The organism is Variovorax sp. 01T432, from assembly GCF_056398605.1.
In genome coordinates, this window is sequence record NZ_JBFTPS010000010.1 from 1 (window position 1) to 17,843 (window position 17,843).

At 62.6% G+C, this 17,843-nt stretch carries 22 protein-coding genes; 8 read left to right on the forward strand and 14 right to left on the reverse strand.

Annotated features, from left to right (window positions below; translation table 11 throughout):
- Window positions 1–427: 427 nt before the first annotated feature.
- The 7 genes from AC1DNF_RS10255 to AC1DNF_RS10285 all read right to left on the reverse strand — a co-directional run bounded on the left by AC1DNF_RS10255 (window position 428) and on the right by AC1DNF_RS10285 (window position 7,123).
- A complete protein-coding gene (locus tag AC1DNF_RS10255) occupies window positions 428–1,390 on the reverse strand; it encodes a PDR/VanB family oxidoreductase (RefSeq protein WP_478148473.1) in 963 nt (320 codons plus the stop codon).
- Window positions 1,387–2,457 (reverse strand): aromatic ring-hydroxylating dioxygenase subunit alpha, encoded by a 1,071-nt coding sequence (locus AC1DNF_RS10260; RefSeq protein ID WP_478148474.1) that lies wholly within the window; start codon window positions 2,455–2,457, stop codon window positions 1,387–1,389. The genes AC1DNF_RS10255 and AC1DNF_RS10260 overlap by 4 nt, the downstream gene beginning before the upstream one ends.
- Before the next feature lie 22 nt (window positions 2,458–2,479).
- Window positions 2,480–3,235, reverse strand: a complete 756-nt coding sequence (locus AC1DNF_RS10265) for an ABC transporter ATP-binding protein (protein ID WP_478148475.1) — start codon at window positions 3,233–3,235, stop codon at window positions 2,480–2,482.
- The gene (locus tag AC1DNF_RS10270) at window positions 3,222–3,989 is read right to left on the reverse strand and encodes an ABC transporter ATP-binding protein (RefSeq protein WP_478148476.1); all 768 of its coding nucleotides are present in this window, start codon (window positions 3,987–3,989) and stop codon (window positions 3,222–3,224) included. The genes AC1DNF_RS10265 and AC1DNF_RS10270 overlap by 14 nt, the downstream gene beginning before the upstream one ends.
- Complete coding sequence (locus AC1DNF_RS10275; RefSeq protein WP_478148477.1) at window positions 3,986–4,981, reverse strand: branched-chain amino acid ABC transporter permease; 996 nt, start codon at window positions 4,979–4,981, stop codon at window positions 3,986–3,988. The genes AC1DNF_RS10270 and AC1DNF_RS10275 overlap by 4 nt, the downstream gene beginning before the upstream one ends.
- Before the next feature lie 5 nt (window positions 4,982–4,986).
- Window positions 4,987–5,850 (reverse strand): branched-chain amino acid ABC transporter permease, encoded by an 864-nt coding sequence (locus AC1DNF_RS10280; protein WP_478148478.1) that lies wholly within the window; start codon window positions 5,848–5,850, stop codon window positions 4,987–4,989.
- Between the two features lie 91 nt (window positions 5,851–5,941).
- Window positions 5,942–7,123: an ABC transporter substrate-binding protein gene (locus tag AC1DNF_RS10285; protein WP_478148479.1), complete on the reverse strand. Its 1,182-nt coding sequence runs from the start codon at window positions 7,121–7,123 to the stop codon at window positions 5,942–5,944.
- A 183-nt stretch (window positions 7,124–7,306) separates the two neighbouring features.
- On the opposite strand from AC1DNF_RS10285, the gene AC1DNF_RS10290 reads away from it, so the two are divergent.
- The 3 genes from AC1DNF_RS10290 (at window position 7,307) to AC1DNF_RS10300 (ending at window position 10,549) form a co-directional block, all read left to right on the forward strand.
- Window positions 7,307–8,110, forward strand: a complete 804-nt coding sequence (locus AC1DNF_RS10290) for a GntR family transcriptional regulator (protein ID WP_478148480.1) — start codon at window positions 7,307–7,309, stop codon at window positions 8,108–8,110.
- Window positions 8,111–8,194: 84 nt separating this feature from the next.
- Window positions 8,195–8,986, forward strand: coding sequence for an alpha/beta fold hydrolase (locus tag AC1DNF_RS10295; protein ID WP_309974307.1), 792 nt, complete (start codon window positions 8,195–8,197; stop codon window positions 8,984–8,986).
- Window positions 8,987–9,451: 465 nt separating this feature from the next.
- Window positions 9,452–10,549, forward strand: coding sequence for a site-specific integrase (locus AC1DNF_RS10300; RefSeq protein ID WP_478148481.1), 1,098 nt, complete (start codon window positions 9,452–9,454; stop codon window positions 10,547–10,549).
- A 445-nt stretch (window positions 10,550–10,994) separates the two neighbouring features.
- Here the strand turns inward: AC1DNF_RS10300 and AC1DNF_RS10305 are convergent, their stop codons facing one another.
- The 4 genes from AC1DNF_RS10305 to AC1DNF_RS10320 form a co-directional block, all read right to left on the reverse strand.
- The gene (locus AC1DNF_RS10305; protein WP_478148482.1) at window positions 10,995–11,390 is read right to left on the reverse strand and encodes a helix-turn-helix domain-containing protein; all 396 of its coding nucleotides are present in this window, start codon (window positions 11,388–11,390) and stop codon (window positions 10,995–10,997) included.
- 4 nt (window positions 11,391–11,394) lie between these two features.
- Complete coding sequence (locus AC1DNF_RS10310; RefSeq protein ID WP_478148483.1) at window positions 11,395–11,697, reverse strand: type II toxin-antitoxin system HigB family toxin; 303 nt, start codon at window positions 11,695–11,697, stop codon at window positions 11,395–11,397.
- Between the two features lie 88 nt (window positions 11,698–11,785).
- Window positions 11,786–11,923 carry a hypothetical protein gene (locus AC1DNF_RS10315; protein ID WP_478148484.1) on the reverse strand — a complete coding sequence of 46 codons (138 nt, stop codon included), beginning with the start codon at window positions 11,921–11,923 and terminating at the stop codon, window positions 11,786–11,788.
- 90 nt (window positions 11,924–12,013) lie between these two features.
- The gene (locus AC1DNF_RS10320; protein WP_478148485.1) at window positions 12,014–12,298 is read right to left on the reverse strand and encodes a hypothetical protein; all 285 of its coding nucleotides are present in this window, start codon (window positions 12,296–12,298) and stop codon (window positions 12,014–12,016) included.
- 304 nt (window positions 12,299–12,602) lie between these two features.
- Here AC1DNF_RS10320 and AC1DNF_RS10325 point away from each other — a divergent pair, with 304 nt between their 5' ends.
- Window positions 12,603–12,896, forward strand: a complete 294-nt coding sequence (locus AC1DNF_RS10325) for a hypothetical protein (RefSeq protein ID WP_478148486.1) — start codon at window positions 12,603–12,605, stop codon at window positions 12,894–12,896.
- A gap of 28 nt (window positions 12,897–12,924) precedes the next feature.
- Here the strand turns inward: AC1DNF_RS10325 and AC1DNF_RS10330 are convergent, their stop codons facing one another.
- On the reverse strand, window positions 12,925–13,209 hold the full coding sequence (locus AC1DNF_RS10330; RefSeq protein ID WP_478148487.1) for a hypothetical protein: 285 nt from the start codon (window positions 13,207–13,209) through the stop codon (window positions 12,925–12,927).
- A 53-nt stretch (window positions 13,210–13,262) separates the two neighbouring features.
- Here AC1DNF_RS10330 and AC1DNF_RS10335 point away from each other — a divergent pair, with 53 nt between their 5' ends.
- From AC1DNF_RS10335 to AC1DNF_RS10350, 4 genes are all read left to right on the forward strand, one after another.
- Window positions 13,263–13,595, forward strand: a complete 333-nt coding sequence (locus AC1DNF_RS10335; RefSeq protein ID WP_478148488.1) for a hypothetical protein — start codon at window positions 13,263–13,265, stop codon at window positions 13,593–13,595.
- Window positions 13,592–13,945: a hypothetical protein gene (locus tag AC1DNF_RS10340; protein ID WP_478148489.1), complete on the forward strand. Its 354-nt coding sequence runs from the start codon at window positions 13,592–13,594 to the stop codon at window positions 13,943–13,945. The genes AC1DNF_RS10335 and AC1DNF_RS10340 overlap by 4 nt, the downstream gene beginning before the upstream one ends.
- A 159-nt stretch (window positions 13,946–14,104) precedes the next feature.
- Window positions 14,105–14,422 (forward strand): hypothetical protein, encoded by a 318-nt coding sequence (locus AC1DNF_RS10345; protein ID WP_478148490.1) that lies wholly within the window; start codon window positions 14,105–14,107, stop codon window positions 14,420–14,422.
- 328 nt (window positions 14,423–14,750) lie between these two features.
- Window positions 14,751–15,236 carry a hypothetical protein gene (locus tag AC1DNF_RS10350; protein WP_478148491.1) on the forward strand — a complete coding sequence of 162 codons (486 nt, stop codon included), beginning with the start codon at window positions 14,751–14,753 and terminating at the stop codon, window positions 15,234–15,236.
- A gap of 607 nt (window positions 15,237–15,843) precedes the next feature.
- Here the strand turns inward: AC1DNF_RS10350 and AC1DNF_RS10355 are convergent.
- Entirely contained in the window at window positions 15,844–16,926 is a 1,083-nt protein-coding gene (locus tag AC1DNF_RS10355; RefSeq protein ID WP_478148492.1) for a hypothetical protein, read from the reverse strand.
- 371 nt (window positions 16,927–17,297) lie between these two features.
- Window positions 17,298–17,807, reverse strand: coding sequence for a hypothetical protein (locus AC1DNF_RS10360; RefSeq protein ID WP_478148493.1), 510 nt, complete (start codon window positions 17,805–17,807; stop codon window positions 17,298–17,300).
- Between the last annotated feature and the right edge of the window lie 36 nt (window positions 17,808–17,843).

Sequence of the window (17,843 nt, forward strand, 5' to 3'; positions counted from 1 at the left end):
TCGATCGAGCAATGACCAAGGCGCCGAGGCCTCGATTGCCAAACTGGTCGGCGAGCTCGGCTTCGCCCCTGTGTCGCTCGGCAAAATCAACGAAGGCGGCGCTCTGATTGACATGGGAGGACCGCTCATTCTTCAGAACCTCATCAAGCAAGGTTGACGCCGCAGATTTTCTCCCGCCCCAGCGCCTTTGCCTCATCCACCGGGAGTCTTTGCTTCGCGTTGAGCGGCAGTGTCCTGACGCTCGTCTCGCCTGGGCGATGCGGAATACGTGGTTGCAAGTCAAGTCGGCCTCCCGCTCCTGAACGACCGCTTCGGCTTGAGCCGTGTGGCCGATAAGGCCCCGAGGCTGCGAAGGCGGCAGCAGGCTACAGTCGGCCATAAGCGGTCGTCCGCGACAGCTCCCCAATGAGGTCGCTTTGTCGGCTCGTCAGAGGTCCAGAACGAGGACGCTGGATTTCGACCGTGAGCAGCAAGGCAGGAACTTGTCGTTGCGCGCCTGCTCCTCAGGTGTGAGGAACATGTCGCGGTGGTCGGGCTCGCCTCTAATGACACCTGTTACGCAAGTACCGCAAATGCCCTGCTCACAAGAGGTCGGCAACTCTATGCCCGCCTCGGCGAGTGCTTCAACAACTGTCTTCTCCGGGCTAATCCGAATCGTCTTGCCAGAGCTGGCAAGCTGCACGACGAAGGTTTCATCCGACTCCAGCGCCACGACCTCGCCGGCGAAGAACTCGTGATGAATGCACGCATCGGGCCAGCCCTGGTCCTTGGCAGTCCGAATGACTGCGTCCATAAAGCCGCGCGGGCCGCAGACGTACAAGTGCGCGTCTGCCACGGGAGACTGCAGAAGTTGCACGAGGTCCAACTTCTCGCCGTCGGACTCTTCGCTCCAATAGTGAGAGACGGACGGCGCGTATCTGGATGAACCAATCTGTTTCATGAAGGCGGTGCGCGAGCGAGTTCGCGTCGCGTAGTGCATCGAGAACGCCCGGCCGGAGCCCGATAGGCTTTTCGCCATGCTCAAAATGGGCGTGATGCCGATTCCTCCGGCGATGAGCAGGGAACTTCCCTCGCTGGAGAGTTCGAAGTGGTTGCGGGGAGCGCTGATGCGGACTGCATCTCCAACTTTCATTTCGTGGATAGCGCGAGAGCCACCGCGTCCTTGCGGGTCGTGAAGCACACCAATCACGTACCTGTGGCGCTCAGAAGGGTCGTTGCACAGCGAGTACTGCCTCACGACCTTGTTAGTCAGATGGACGTCGATGTGGGCGCCAGCCGTGAAAGGAGGGAGAAGTCCGCCCGCTGGGTCAATTAGTTCGAAGCTGCGGATGTCTTCGGCCTCGTCGACGACGGTCGCCACCCGCACCTCAATCGTCTGCGGAGCGCTCACGCTGTCTCCTTGACTTGCGGCGCTTCCGCCGCCGCACGCTCTACGGTGATGATGCGATTTACCGCGCGCCGCATGTGCACGCGAGCCGCATCGGAGACGATGTCGACCAGGCCAGTCTCTCCCGTGGCCTCGAGAGTCTTCTGCTGTGCTTCGACAATCTGCTTGTCCTCATTGAAGGCAATGCTGATTTCGTTGAACAGGTCCAAGGTTGCCTGAGGCTCGTCCTGGCGGTAACCATTGGCAGTCGACCAGAAGTAGAAGCACGTGCCGTCGGTCTCCGGTGTGAGGCCGTGGAACAGACGCAAGGAGAAGCCGCCCGGCTGGTCGCGGTTGTCCATCGCGTTCTTGCCGGTGTCCAGAGCTCCGGTCCACTGGATGATGTTTCCAGGTGCGATGTATTCGAACTCCTGCCACCGGTCCACGCGTTCGCCAAGCGATGGCGCAGCCCGCTTGTACGTCGGAGGCGGGGGGAAGTCCTGCATCCAGCGGATGTAGTGCAGGCCAGTGGGGTTGGGCGTGACGTTCGTTTTGGCTTCAACGAGAGCTTTCGGATTGCTCCCGCCGATGGTCGACTTGTGGACGTAGGCGAGATGGGTCATGTCCATCAAGTTGTCGACAAGCAGCATGTAGTTGCAGTTGACGTGGTAGACCTCGTGCTTGTGCGGCCACTTCTTGTGGTCGTTGTGGTACGGGTAGTCGATGATGAGCGACTCGTCGGCCTTCTCCGGGTCACCCATCCAAATCCACAGAAACTCATCCTTCTCGGCGAGGGGGTAGGCACGAACCTTGGCTTTGGTCGGAATCTTGGCCTGTCCCGGGATGCGCACACATGCCCCCGCGCAATCGAAGACCAGACCGTGGTAGCCGCACTCCAGGCCGCCGTCGACCACTTGGCCAAAGCGCAATGGCGTACCGCGGTGGCAGCACCGGTCTTCCAGAGCGCCGGCCTTGCCAGACTGTGCATCGCGATACATCACGATGGCCTCGTTGCAAATAGTGCGCGCAAACGGCTTGTCCTTGACCTCGTGGGCCCAGGCGGCGATGTACCAAGCGTTTTTGATGAACATGACTTTCTCCTGTGTGTGTTGACTAGGCGAGTTGAGGGTCGGCAGAGCGCGACGCGGTCGCGGAGGCATTGCTCTTGAGTCCAATCGCGCTTGCGAGTAGTTCTGGGCGCTTCTTGAGTTCTGCGGTCGACCCCCAAAAGGCCGTCCGTCCCCGCTCCAACAGCAGAATCGAGGAGGCAAAGTCAAGGACCAAGCCGACGTGTTGCTCGACCAGCACGCAGCCCAATCCTCGTTGTGACGAGAAGGTCGACAGCGAGGCCGTGAGCTCTTGCGCGACAACAGGTGCGAGGCCTTCAAGCGGCTCGTCGAGCAGCAGGATGTCCGGCTGGCCCATCAGGGCGCGGGCGATGGACAACATCTGCTGTTCGCCACCCGAAAGCTCGTTGCCGAAGTTGTTGCGGCGTTCATGCAGCCTGGGGAACAGCGCGTACGCCTCATCCAGGCGTGAATCTGGCCCGCCCTGTAGACCCGTGCGCAGGTTGTCCCGCACCGTCATCGATTTGAATATGTCGCGCGTCTGTGGCACGTAGCCAAGGCCTCGACGCGACCTCTCCGCGGTCGGCATGTTGCTGACGTCAGCACCATTGAGGAGCACCTGGCCGCGGATTTGCTGCGTGAGACCCATGGCGGTCGCCAGAGTCGTGGTTTTTCCGGCGCCGTTCCGGCCAATGATGCCGACGCGCTCCCCTCGCTTCACCGAAAGGTCGACGTTCTCGAGCACGGTGGCGCCCGCGTAGCCAGCGACAGCGTTGCGCAGCGCAAGTTCAGTGAGCGGCATGCTTATCTCCCAGGTACAGGCGCTGCACGCGCTCATCGGCCTCAACCTGCTGAGGTGTCCCGGTCATGAGGACGCTTCCTGCGACCAGGACTGTGATTTCGTTGGCCAGCCGGAACACCAAGTCCATGTCGTGCTCGATAAGCAGGACGGCGAGGTCAGCTGGCAGTCGCTCTACAGCCTGAACGATGACGTTGCTCTCGCCTTGAGGCACGCCCGCTGCCGGTTCGTCGAGCAGCAGCACGCTCGGGCGCGTTGAAAGCGCGAGAGCAAGCTCCAGCAGGCGTTGTTCGCCGTACGCCAGCGTCGTCACGCCGGCGGATTCGCGGTCGTGCAGACCGACAGTCTTCAGGGCGACAAACACCTGCTCATCCAGGTCGGGTTCGGACCTGGTATCACGCCAAATCCCAAGGCGCCGGCCGCTGCTTTGCAGAATGGCGAGGCGGACGTTGTCGCCGATGGTCATTGGCCTGAAGAGGCGTGTGATTTGGAAGGAGCGCAGCAGTCCGAGTCGTGCCCGCTCGGCCTGCCCCAGCCCGGTGACGTCCTTGCCAAGAAGTTGAATGCGTCCCGATGAGGGGCGCAGCGCGCCGGAGACCAAATTGATAAGAGTCGTCTTACCGGCGCCGTTGGGTCCAATCAGCGCGGCGCGCGCGCCGCGACGAAGGGTGAGGTCGACATTCGAAGTCACATTGAGCGCCCCAAACGACCGGTTAAGTCCCCGCACCGACAGTGCGGTATCTGCCACTGCGTTCATTTCGTGCTTCCCGTGGCGCTGCCGAAATTAGCCAGGCGCACCAGTGCGCCGGTGATGCCGCCGCGCATGAAGAGCACCACAACAAGCAAAAGGCCGCCTATGACGAACATCCAGCGGAATGGGTCGACTGCGGCCGCGAAGTGATGCACGACCATGAAGACGACGGTACCGACCAGCGCGCCATAGAGGCGGCCAGTCCCCCCGAGTACCAGCATCACCAACACTTCCGCTGAATGGGCGAACCCCAGGCTGCTGAGGCCTACGACCTGGGTGATTTGGGCCGACAGTGCGCCGGCGATGCCCGCCAGCGCGCCGCCAATGGCGTAGACGATGGTCAAGTGGCGTTTGACGAGGCACCCCAAGGACGCCATGCGGTCGCGGTCCTCCCGGATGCCGATGTTCGTCAGCCCAAAGGGCGAGCGGACGAGCCTTCGAAGGAAGGCGAAGGCCAGCAGCAGCACGGCGAGGGCGTAGAAAAAGCCGGTCCGCCCCAGGAAATCGAACTCGAACTGTCCGAACAGAGGATTCGTCGAGATGCCCGACAAACCGTCGTCGCCGCCAGTCACAGAGCTCCATTTGCTGGCGACTTCCAAGAGCAGCTGCGCAATGGCCAGCGTAATCATCACGGAGGTGAGTCCGTGGCTGCGCAAGACCAGGAGACCACTCGCGGCCGCGACGGCGGCCCCGGCCGCGGCGCCAACTGCGAGACCGAGCAGCGGGTCACCCGACACGCGCACGGCGAAGATGCCCGCTGCATAGGCCCCGACTCCGAACATTGCGGCGTGGCCGAGCGTCACGATGCCTGCGTAGCCAAGCACCAGGTCGAGCGACAGGGCGAACAGACCGCCGATGAGGATACGGGTGGCGAATCCGAGGTCTTCCGGCATTGCGTAGAACAGAAGCAGCCCGGCCAGAAGCAGGCCAACCTCGGGAAGCAGCGACCCGGAGAACGACAGGCGCTTTCTCTTTTGGGCGATGAGGACGTGTTCCATGGGATTCAGTGCGTGCGCCCGAACAAGCCAGCTGGCCGCCAAGCCAGCACGGCCAGCATCGTGGCGAAGAAGAGGATTGAAGACAGGCTGGGGAGCATGTACTTGGCAGCGGTTTCCACCGTCCCAAGCAGCAGTGCGGAGGCCATCAGGCCCATAGGGCTTCCAACACCGCCAACTGCGACCACCGCGAGCAGGACCACGAGGTACTTCAACGGGTAGTAGGGTTCGAGCGGAAGCAGTTCGGCGCCGATGACACCACCCAGCGCGGCGAGGCCCGCCCCGAGACTGAAGCCCAGGATGTACACGCGCGAGGTGCGGATGCCCAAAGCGCGGGCTGCGCTCGCATCCTCCACAGCCGCACGGGTCTCGATGCCGAAGCGGGTGCGCTCCAGCAGCCATACGAGGCCAACCAGGACCGCGATGCCAACAACGACGGTCGCGATGCGCTGCGTCGGAACAACCCGGAAGCCCACATCTACGGACCCACGCAGCAACTCCGGAAGCGGGAGGGGAGTGATGGCGTTGCCGAACACCACTCCCATGCCTGCAATGCCGACGAAGACCAGGCCGATAGAGAACAGCACTTGGTCAAGGTCGCTGCGCTCCTGCAGTCGGCTGTAGAGCAATCGTTGCAGTGGCCAAGCCACAAGCGCAACCAAGAGGACTGCACCGACAACCGAGAGGCTGTAGCCGAGGCCGAAGGACTTCATCAGCCAGGCGGCGGTGTAACCCCCAGCCATGGCGAAGACGCCGTGGGCAAGGTTCACGAAGCCCATGAGACCTAGGGTGATGGAGAGTCCGATGGAGATGACGAACAGCACCATGCCGTAGGCAACGCTATCGATGAGGATGCTTGCTATAAGGCTCATGCGAGCCTCCTAAGCTCAAAGGGGAGGAAACTGACCGTGGCGTGTTGGCTCGCGACCGAGGAGCCGCGTGCGGCTCACGGTGCGAAGAGACTTACTTCTTCAGCTGCAGGCCGTAGTCCGGCTGGGCGGCATAGGTCTTCGTCTCGCGGTTGACGAAGCGACCGTCGGGCTGCTTTTCGACCACTCGCATGTAGACGTTCTGAATGACGTCGCGCGTCTCGGCGTCAATCTTCATTGGGCCACGCGGGCTTTCCCAGGCCATGCCCTTGACGGCATCTATCGCCCCTTTGCCGTTGGCGGTCCCACCCGTGGCTTCAATCATCTTGTAGAGCACGTGCGTGCCGTCGAAGGCGGCGACAGTGGCAGGGTTCGGCGCCGCCTTGAGCTTTGCGAGGGTGGCGACGAACGTCTTGTTCTGCGCGGACTCGTGCACGCCCGAGTAGTAGTAGCCGGTCTCTAGTTTCAGCGCGGCGTCGCCTAGCGCCTGGAGGTCTGACTCTTGTGTCTCCGAGGTGCCGAGGAAACGAATGCCTGCCGCCTTGAGACCGTTGTCGTCGTAGGCCTTCACGAAGCCGAATGTCGGGGGACCGAACGGCAGGAACGCGAACAAGGCGTCGGGCTTCAGGGCCCGAATCTTCTGAAGAAACGGGCCGAAGTCGGTAGCATTCAGGGGCATGCGGATGGACTCAACTACCTCACCACCGCCCGCCTGGAAGGTCTGGCGGAACGCATTTTCGGCATCGACACCCGGACCGTAGTCGGACACCACGGTAACGACCCGCTTGACCTTGATGTCGAGCGCATATTTGGCTACCGGCACCGTGACCTGTGGAAGCGTGTTCGAGGTCCGGACAAAGTAGTCGGATTTGCTAAGAATCATCGAGGTAGACGCATTGAAGATGACGGTCGGCACTTTGGCGCTCTGGATGAGCGGCGCCACCGCGAGTGCATTCGGCGTGAAGACGAATCCCCCCAAGTACTGCACCTTCTCCTTGACGATGAGTTCCTGCGCCAGCGCCTTGGCGCGTTCGGGATTGGGCGCATCAAGGTCGCGGTAGACGAACTCGACGCGCGTTGCGCCGGCCTTGTCGCCGTTTTGTGCGACGTAGGCCTCGATGCCTTGGCGGAAGGGAGTTCCAAAGGAGGACGCGAAGGGACCGGAAAACGGGCCAACGATGCCGACCTTGACAACTTGCTGGGCCTGGACGGCGGCGCCGCTCGCCAAGGAGGCCGCCAGCACAAAGAGGGAAATTGAGCGATTGCTTCGCGTCATGGGGTGTCTCATCAGTGGTTAAGTCGCCGGGGCGACGGGCGTTTACGTATACGTGAAAATCGGTTGACAGCCGAAATGTAGGTGTTGATGCCGAGGAAGGCCAGCCAAAAATGCGACTTTTGGGGCAAACCAAGGGTAAGCACGTATACTTGACGTATACGTGCTCGGTGAAAGATGCCAAAAATGGCAGACAATCAAGTCATGGCATCTAACTCCCCAACTATGTCGGCCGTTTCCGAGGACGGCGCCCAGTCGCAGACCATCCGAGCGGTCCTTGGCCTACGGGGTCTCATCATTGAAGGCGCGCTGCAGCCGGGCGCGCGCGTGCTCGAGCAGATGCTGGTTGAACGCCTGGGCGTATCGCGCACGCCTGCGCGCGTTGCGATGCTCCGGGTGTGCGAAGAAGGGTTGCTGGAGGAGTTGCCCTCAGGCGGCTACGCCGTAGCGCGCTTTTCGGAAGACGATGTGTTCGACGCCATTGCTATTCGAGGAAACCTCGAAGGCATGGCGGCACGATTGGCCGCCGAGCGCGGGGTGTCGCCGAACCTGTTGAGCAAGATGCATCGCTGCGTGGAGGAACTGGACGGAGTCATCGAGCGCCTGGAGATGTCCAATGACCTCACGGACTACGTTCGCCTGAACGACCGCTTTCACGACCTCCTGTACGAAGCAGCGCAGAGTCCCATGCTGAAGCGCTCACTCGAGCGACTGGTGGTTCTGCCTTTCGCTGCGCCAAATGCGTTTGTGAGCGTGACACAGTCCGACAGCGCTGCCGTCCGCAGCGTCCTGGTGGTCTCTCAGGAACAACACCGCAGCATTGTGGATGCCATCGAGCGTCGCGAAGGCACCCGTGCAGAGTCCATCACCATCGAGCACTCGCGCTCCGCGTGGAAGTACCTGCGCCTTATCTTGAGTACGGACACCAATGCTCTGCGCCTATCCGGCATGAATTTGGTCGTCGCAGACAAGGTGTCGGGAACGCGCTAACGCAGCCGCAACCGGCCAATTCTGCAAGTCGCGCGGTCGAAGCGACCGCGTCCTCACCCGATTCCCTATCCCTTCGGAAGTCCTATGCCTCAGCTTTCATTAAAAGGTGCTCGTCACTACTACCGCCTCGAAGGCATCCCGTCGCGGGCACCCCTTGTGCTCGTGCATCCCATCGGTGCCGACCTTTCATTCTGGGACTTGGCGGTGCCATGTTTGCTTCCCCAATTCCAGGTGCTGCGATATGACTTGCGCGGCCATGGTGGCAGCGAGGCAACGCCAGGCGACTACTCAATCGACCTCTTGGCAGAGGACCTGCTCGACATTGCCGCCGCCGTAGGGTGGAAAGAGTTCTCCGCCTGCGGCGTCTCGGTTGGAGCGATGACCGCAGCAAGAGCCGCGGCGCTGTCGCCAGAGCGGGTGAAAAGCCTGGTCATCTGCAGCGCTGCTCCCCACATGCACGCGCCACCAGGAGGCTGGGATGCACGGGCTGAGACTGCGCGCACTGGCGGCATGAAGGCGCTGGCCGGGCCCATGGTCGAGCGAATGTTCTCGGCGGCGTTCCGCGAAACCGGAAACCCTCACATCGAAACGCTGCGAACTGTCTTTCTCTCGACCGCGCCTGAGGGGTATGCGTCGACCGTTGCCGTCCTGCGCGATGCCGACCTAGCGGATTCGCTTCCCAGCGTCACAGCCTCTACCGTGGTTGTCACGGGCACCGCTGACCCCTTGGTTCCTGCGGCGGCGAGTGCGGCGTTCACGGAGGGCATTGCAGGGGCGACGCACGTCGAAATCGATGCGGGACATTTTCCGCCCGTCGAAGCGCCTGAACGATTCGCCCAACTGCTGACTGAACAAGCAACCTCGTCCGCTAGTTAAAAAAGCTGCGGCGACTCGCGGCTTAGTTCAACCGAGGCGCGTTGCGGTTTGTCGACTTCCGTCACTCTGGGAGCGGCTAACCGGGATTTCGACGCACTAAGCGGGGGAGATGTGCGCGAAGTTGGCTGCGCTCTTGGAGCGGGTGATAGTCGGCAATCAACGTCCGCTCTTTGGGACAACCCAATGCCGGCTTTGGGCCCAAAACGGCTATTCACGCCGTGGCCGCCGAGGGCGCCAGCCCCCGCGTGGACGGGAAAATTCAGCGTATGGTGAAAGACCTCCGGACGATTCAAACTATGTTGAAAAACCAGTTCAACGTGGTTTGGTAAATCTGCACGCAATGCCTTGATTTGCATGTGCGGCCGATTCAGCCCTTGTCGCGCATCGACAGTCGCTTTGTCGCAACGCGGAAATGCGTGATTGGGGCGGCGCGCGCCCGCGACGCCCTTATCCTCCGTGCAGCCCATGTCCCGCACCATTACCGTCTCCGCTGACCGCAGCCTGCCATGGCTGCAAAACCCGCTCCAGGCCCACAAGGAATGGCGCTCGACTTTGAGCTGGAAGCGCGCCGAGGACGACGGCAGCGCGGATGCGCCGCTCTATACGGATCACAGCAACAAGCTCTACCAGTCCTTCTGGGGCAAGTTCTGCCGCTGGTTCGCCAGCCAGTCGCTGCGCCTCGATCAGGTCAAACAGGCGCACATCGAGACCTTCCTCGAATCGCTCCGAGGCCGGAAGAATGCCCCAGCCAGCGTTCGCACCATGCGCACCTACCTGGCCGAGATCAACCGAGTCTTCACGCACCTGCAGGCCATCGGCATCCTTCGCTCCAACCCAGCGGCGGTCGTGCTCGAGCTCAAACGCAGCAAGGCCGAGACTCGCTTCGAAAACGATCCGCCGCTCCCTCCAGGTCCGACATTCTTGGCCGCCTACGAGAAGATGGCAGCCAAGATGTACGTGGAGGAGCGCGCCCTGCTCCGCCGCGGTTGGACGCCGGCGCGCAACCTTGCGCTGCGCCTGATCATCGCGGAATGCGGGCTGAAGCTGTCGGAGGTCTGCAAGCTCGTCCCGCGCAACGTGGCCATCAAGGAAGACGGCACGGTCGTGATCCGCACTCCTGGGCATCGCCAGGTCGCCGCGCGAACGCTCCTCGGGAAACGACGCCTGGCCGCCGCGCTCAAGCGCTGGATCGAGCAGCGCGCCAAGCTGCGCATCGTCCGCTCGCGCCGCGCGATCGAGGAAGGGGCCCGGGCCTCGAATCGCCTGTTCCTTGGCCAGGCCGACATCGCGCCCGCAGCGGATCTGATCGGCGGCGGCCTGGGCGCGGCGCGCAGTCCCATCGCGCCGGACCTGGCCGAGCGCGTCGTCACCAGCTGCGTCAAGCGCACGCTCGAGGAGCTCGGGCACCAGGCGGCATTCCATGGGCCGCAGTTCGTGCGGAACGCTTACGCGGCGCGGCTGATACTGGGCGGCATGAACGACGCCGACCTGTCGGACCAGCTCGGGATGAGGACGACGTTCACGGCACGGACGATTCGGGAAAAGCTCCAGCCAACGATCTGAAATGCAAGCGGTTGCGGGTACGCGACTCTCGCACTGGCCCAAAAGGCGCTCAGCGAGCGCTTAGACATCGAACGGGATGAACGCAACAAGCCGTATGGTTGCTGGTAAAAGTCACGCGCACAGGGGCTCTCCGTACCTCACCTGAACGAACAAGAGTCCGTGTGTCTTGTCGATTGCTGAGTAGCACCTCAGGAACCTGCGGCCCGCCGGCCTCATGCGATCGATGCAAGGTTTCCTCGATCAGGCTCGCCTCCAGCCTGGCCATGGACGCCAAAGCACCCCCGCGAGCGTTTGGCTCGACAAGGTAAGGGTCGTGAGCGCCACGCAGCCGCTTTCGCCGCCGAGGGCCCCGCCAGACGGTTTCGAGGCTGCCAGCAACTCGCTCTTGCAGACCACTGGCTCGGAATCAACTACATCAACGGCTACGCCATACCATTGCTGATTCTCAGCGCTGCGCTGCGAGCTCGAACCTCTCGTCGTCGCTGGCATGAATCAAGACCTCGGCCGGGATCCCAAGGCCACTGTGGATCTTGCGGATCATGCGCAGCGTCAAAGGCCGCTTGTGATTCAAGACCTCATACACCCGATTGAGTTGGCCGATGTACGGTTCCAGATCTTTCACTGAGAGGCCCTGCTGCTCCATCCGAAACTTGATTGCCTCGACGGCATCGGGCGGATCGATCGGGTAGTTCTTTGCCTCGTAGACCTGGATCAGCGCGAGCATCACCTCGAATCGATCGGCGTCTTCGGTCCCGGCCGCAGGCTCTTGGTCGAAAAATGGCGCAACCGCCTTCAGAGCGGCTTTGTAATCGGCTTCGGTTCGGATGGGTCGGATGTCCATGCAGCTACTCCACTTCAACGGTGAGGGCGTCAATTCGGTCGTATTCGGAGTGGGTGCCGATGAATTTGATGTAGATCGCCTCGAATCGGTAGGCCACGGCGGTGATCAAGCGGTAGTCGTTGCCCTTGATGTTGAAAACAACCCGGTTGTTTCCGACGAAGCTGGCATTGCGATATCGGTCTTTGATTTCTTGCGGCGTTTTCCAGACCGCGGACTTCGCCTCTTCGTGCCAGGCCTTCAGCGGCTGCTCCGCATCGGGGTTGAGTACCCAAAAGTCCCTCAGGTACTTCACCGAGATGATCCGCATTCTTGTATTTTAGTCCCAATTTGGGACTAAGGCAACAACGAGCATTCGCGAGGCTGGTCACTGCGGCCTAGAGTTCAGGCCTGGCATTTCACTTCCGGTCGAGTTCGCGCCTCACCTGGTGGGCAGAGAAAGCTCTCTCTTCACCCATGTGCATGCGCTCCACCGTCGCGGCAGCCATGGAGTAGCGCTCGAGATCGGCCAGCCTCCGGTCGACCAACTCACGCAAGTGGTCAGCCTTGGTGCGGCTGGCTAGCGAGGGCGGAACCTTGGGCTCACGGAGCACCGGAGGACTGCGTCAGGACGTCTGACGGCCCCGTCACCCTCGCGGCCTGATCCCGACGTCTGGGTCCGCGTCGTAAGGCCACCCCAGTTCGTAGCTGCCCAGCGGCGCAGGCGCCGAGTCGTTGGCCGCGCGCCGGTCGCCCGCCCTGCGCACGATCGGAAGGTACGACTCCCACTGCGTCGCCGTCAGCACGAGTTCGTCGATCTTCTCGCGGCTCGCGCTCGCCGGGACTGACAGCTTGAATCGTTCAAGTGTCCGGCCATCCATCACCCGCGAGTCGGACATCTTCAGGAACGCGGCGTCCGCGTCCTCCGCCATGGGAAACCAGCATGCCGGCATGCCCGATGGCGAACGTGGGTCAATCGCAACGCAGTGCATCACTTTGCTGGCTGAAGCGGCCAGCGACTCCGGGCGATCGCGCGGCTTGGGGAGCGGCGAACCGCTGGTATTGGGGGAGACAGGAAGGGGCTCCTTAGAACATTGACACACTTACATTCGTATTGGTATCTTGGTGTGACTCAATCATTTTTTCGCATTTGTTTGATATCGTGCAGAATTGATTGCCACTAGGCCAGAAGGACCCGAGAGGGTCCGGGACCCTCCGTTTGGATCGAACCAAACCATGACCCTTAGCAAACTCACCGGCAGCATGGACCTGATCTGCGCCGCCATCAGCATGGTCGGTAGCCTGCTCGTGTCCCGCTACGACCGATGGTCCTACCTTGGCTGGCTCTGCTGGCTGGTGGCCAATGTGCTGTGGATCACCTGGGCCTTCACGTCGACCGCTTCACCGGTCTGGGGTGTCGCCCTGCAGAACGCCTTCTTCTTCTGGACGTCCGTGAGGGGCTACCTCGCATGCCGTGCGACGACGAAGGCCGATGCAACGTCCACCGGCGCGCCCATTCGTGCCGCATGAGCCTCTCTGAAACCGCACGCTGCAATTACTACCCCATCTCTACCTTCCCTACCCGATGAACACGCGTTTCAACCCCGATCAAATCCCGGCACCGAAAGTGGAGGCCCTGCGAGACGCCTACGAGGCGGCGCTCAGGACCACGGTCTTCAGCCAGGTCGATCCAGCCAGCCGCGCGAAGCTGCTTGCTCGCGCGGGCGCCGGATACGTCGAAGGGCACATCGATGCGGCCTGGAACGGGTTCCAATGGGGCGGCGAGCATGTTCGCTCTCTGGTCCGCGACGCTCTTCAGCACCTGGATCACGGCGATGCGCAAGTGCGTCGACTTGGAACGCGCCGGCGGATGCAGCGCGCCCCAACGCCGAGCGGGTGGCAGCCTCCTATCACCCGCGGAAGAAGGACGAGTCGATCGATTGGTCTTTGCCCCCGTTCGACAGTGACGGGTATCCGCACCTGCTCGTCGACTTGGGCGCGATCCAGGTCGTGACGAAGCATTCGTTCGCATACGTCGTCTGGAATCGAGCCACGCTGGAGATGGTGAACAACCCACATCCTGAAGAGCTCCGGATTGGGAACACGCCCATGGCGCACAAGGAGCGTCAGCGCCGACGGGAGCTCGGTGCGGCCCTTTTTGCCGATCTGCACGCACGCGCGGGGACAGCTCCTGCGGACGACGAGCCGAGCGATCGGCCCCGCGGATGATGGGTGCCTCGGAGATTCCCGCCTTTGGCATGTTCCTGGGGGCAATCATCATCGGCGCGCTCGTCGGCGCCGCGATCGTCGTCGAATCCCTGCGCAGAGGCAGACTTGAGGTGCGAACCGTCGAGTTGCCGCGCCAGGTCTATGCCGTCGACGGTCTCAATATCGACCTCGAACTGAACACGACTGACGGCCAGGTCGTCGCGGTCGCCAGCCACCACATCAACATGGAGGTTCTCCGCGCGAGTGCCGTCCAGACATGGCTCGATCAGCACGGGTTGATCGCGCAACCCAAAGGTCGCGACTTCAAGGTTCCTGCCCGGGGCGCCGAGACGCAGAACATGGGCCTTTGAGCGTGCCTCGTAAGGCGAGCTTTGCACATGACGGCCGCCACGGGGCACACGCGCGTGCACGTCACGCTGCACCCCATGGACTCGCTCCACATCGGCAACCTCGCCCGAGCGCGCATCGGTGCGGCCATGCGATAGCAGCCCGACGTCAGCTGGCTCGTGGTGAACCTCGACGAGTCCAGCTACGCGGCGAGATTCGATGCCCGCGAATTCGTCGACCCCGAGAAACGCTGCAGAGCCTGGCTCGCCGAGCGCGCGAACCCGACACATGCGCTGCACGGCCGCCTGGCAGGCGCACACCCCAAGCGGGTGGAGATCTGGCCCGATTACCAGGCGCTTAGTGCCGCTGGTGCGCGCTTCATGAATTGGGGATTGCTCCAGCTGAATGCGAGCGGACACCGCAGCCTGCTCACGCGGATGCTCGGCGGCCAGGCGGCTCCGCAGGCGCTCGCATCGATCCTCTTTCCTGCGCCCACTTGAGACCTTGAATCCGATGGCGCTAGACGAGCGCCTTCTCGAACATTCTGGGGAGCGCGTTCATCGGCAATCCTGCGCGGAGGGCGAAGGATCTAGAACGTGCCCGCTGTCCTGGACGCGAAGCCACTTGGAGCCAGCCATCCCTGACGCGCGCCGCCGGGATGTGCCGCAAACGCAACACCCACGATGCTGCCGCCTTCGAGGAGCCGCCAAAAGATGACCACTCGAACTGCATTTAATTCGCTAGAGTAGGCTGCTACGACTTTTATAGCCCGACCATCGGAGCGCCCTACGCCACGGGTTGTTCAGGCGCGTCGCCCAAGGAATTGCGATGACCCCCATCCGCCTGTTTGAAGACACCCCCACAGCTGACATCCCACCAGCTGCCGCCCCTCCATCCTTTCCGGCATCGATCACCGCCACCGCAAGCGGCCAGCCGCCCGAGTGGGGTCCCTACGCGCTGGACATCGTCTTCGCAGGGCGCAAGGGATACCGCAAGACCGTTGTCGGAGCCGCCGCCGCGGAGCTGGTGCGCGCCTTGTGGACCTATGCCTTGGCGCGCCACGAGGCACTGCTCGCCAGGAAGTCGGCGCAGACCGCTGCCGCGTCGCTGGCTGGCCACCGGATGCTTCACGACAAACTGGACAGCGCACTGCGGCTGATCGAGTCGCACGGAATCGAAGTGCACGACATCCCCGCCGCGCGCCAGTTCGAGGCGCTGCTCGACCTGCGCGGGCTTGCCGGCGACTCGCCGTTCCCTGAACGGCCTTCTATGGACTCCGCGGCGACGATCGACCACCTGACGGGGGCCGCGTGATGGAACGCATGCGCCAGCACGAGCTCGCCGGCCTGCGCGCGTGGCTGCGATACGGGCGCGGTGTTCTCGGAGATCTCCGACCGCGCCGGCGCAGCAGCCAACACTTTTGCAAACATGGCGTTCAGTACCGCGAGCCTGACCGCACCCGCTTTCCAGCGCGCGATCCGGGTATACGACCAGGCCAGCGACGAGCCGTTCGGCGAATATGTAGGGCCTCGCGGCTGACACACCAGGAGCGCACGATTCACCACCACAGGAGCCCTAAGCAGATGAGCACATCGACCGCCCAGCATCACGGATACATGGAACATGAGGTCGATCCCACGGGCACCCGTTTCACCTTCAAACCGTCCGGATCCGAGTACGCTGGCATGGGAGGAACGTACCTCCGCTCGTGCTTTGGGTGCGGCAGACACAAGGCCGCCAGCAAGGGATTCTTTCGAACCCTCGCAGGCAAGCCTCAGTTCCTCTGCAGCGATGCCTGCGAAACGGGGCTCGGCCTGAAGCCTCGCTCGCCCGCCCTGCCAAGTTGACCCGTTCGCGCGCCGAGGGCCGCAAACGAAAAAGGCTCCCGAGGGAGCCTTTTCTCTGCTGGCATCGCCGGGCGTCAGCCGCCGGTGCCGGTCGTGAAGACGAACGTCCGAGTGAACGCCGTGGGACCGTTCGTACCTGCGATCGACACGTTGTAGTCCGTGCTCGGCGTAAGTGCCGCATCGGGAATGATCAGGGCCTGGTTCGCCGTGAGCGCGCCGTTCGGGTCCGTATCTTTCGTCATTGCCGCACGCAGGGCGACCGGGACATTGCCAGAAACCGTTGCCATTGATGCCGAGCTGATCGTCAGGACCTGGCCGGTACGGAGCGCTACAAGGATGCCCGGGCCAATCGGGCTGGCGAGCAAGTCGCGGCCCGGGATCGGGTTGGGCGATTCGTTCGTAACTCGATAGTTCACGCCGGTGGTGCCAGAGCAGGGGTAGGTCAAGATAGCGTCGCTGGCGGGCTCTTGCTTGCCGGCAGCGGCGGTGTAAGCCAGATCGTATTGCTGGACAGTGCGCGGCGCGGCCACGCCGACGTCGGTGCTGCTACGCACGGAAACGCCAATCTCGCGATAGGCACCGGTCAGGCCCACCAGGTGGTAGGGCGCCGAAAGCAGAGTACGGATGCTGGCCGCGCCTTGTCCCACGTTCGAGGCGCTGCCGATGATCGTGGTGAGCTCGTCCGTGATCCCTTGTGCGACATAGCCAGCCGCTGCGGCGCGATCGATCGCGGCGATGCCAGTGAAGCCCGGCGTACCCGCCGTCTGGAAGTGCCCGATCGTCGCATTGATGAGCTGCCAATCAGCGTGCCCTTTGGCGGCCGTGTCCAGAAGCGCGTTCTGCGCAGCCATCCCAAAGCCGCACTTCGAGCGCTGGTCGTTGAGCAGAGCAAAGGCCAGCGATTCCTCGGACGCGCCGGTGTAGGTTGGCGGGGGCACGGAGTCCACCACGGTCGCCGCTTGGACCACGGTAGAGCCGCCGCTGTTCGAGCCACCACCCGACGCACCCGAGGAGCCGCTGCCCGGAACGGACGTGGCGGCCCCGGCGCCTCCCGAAGAGCCGCCACCGCCGCCGCAGGCCGCGAGAGAGAGAATGCCTGCAATGGCCAAAGACCCGAGCAGAAGCCTGGAAGCGGAAGCGATGACTGTTTGTTTCATACGGTGAGTTTGCTACGAATTAAAGTGAGTCCATCGTATTTGACCGCATGTTCAGCCGTCAATGACACAGATTAGAAGTTCGCCATTGAAGGCATTCCGGTCGCCCAAAACTGCGGGGCATCGGATATCGGCATGCCGCGCGATTTGTTTAGTGCTCGGCGAACCGAACGGTGCGCCAACGTACCGACGGCGGATCGTTCGTCCACCGTCCGGTTTGGCGTCCTCGGCCCCGCGTCATGCGGGACTGCATGCCCGCCTGGAAACCAGTCCGTCGCCGACCATCATCCCCTACCCGAGCGACGCTCGAGTGATCGACGAGTTGGCAATCAGGCGTTGCTTGATCAGGTCACGTCACGTCATGTGACGCGACGTCAGAATACTGTGACCGAGTACGGACCCGAATTTCCGGGGCATTGATTCTGGAAAGTGATTCCGTTCGCGTTGAGCCACGCCCCGACGTTGTATCCCGCCACGCAGAGATACGAAGCGCCATGGCCTCCGCTGTAGTCGTAGCCGGTAAGTGTCGTCATGAATCCGACGCTGTTCTGCGCAGCCGCGTACGCCGCACCCGCAGTCCCTAGGGCCGAAGCCGCCATGCCCTGTGCCCCGTATGCCTGGCCCAGCGCGTAGCTGGCCGTGTCGTACCCGACCGCAGCCAAGTTGTAGGCATTGTTGACCCCGTTGTAGAGGTTATTGATGTTGTTGTTAATCGACGCCTGGTCGATCGTGATCGTAGCCAGGCTGGATGCGCCGGCCGAGCTCGCCGGCACGTAGTACGGATAGTTTGCCTGTGCGTGAGCATCGCCAACGCACAGACCAAGGCTCGCCACGGCGAGAAGCGCAGCCGCGAATAGTGAAAAAGTGTTCTTTTTGGAGTTCATGACTCGGCCGGTCTGTTTCAAAAACAAGGACTCTTT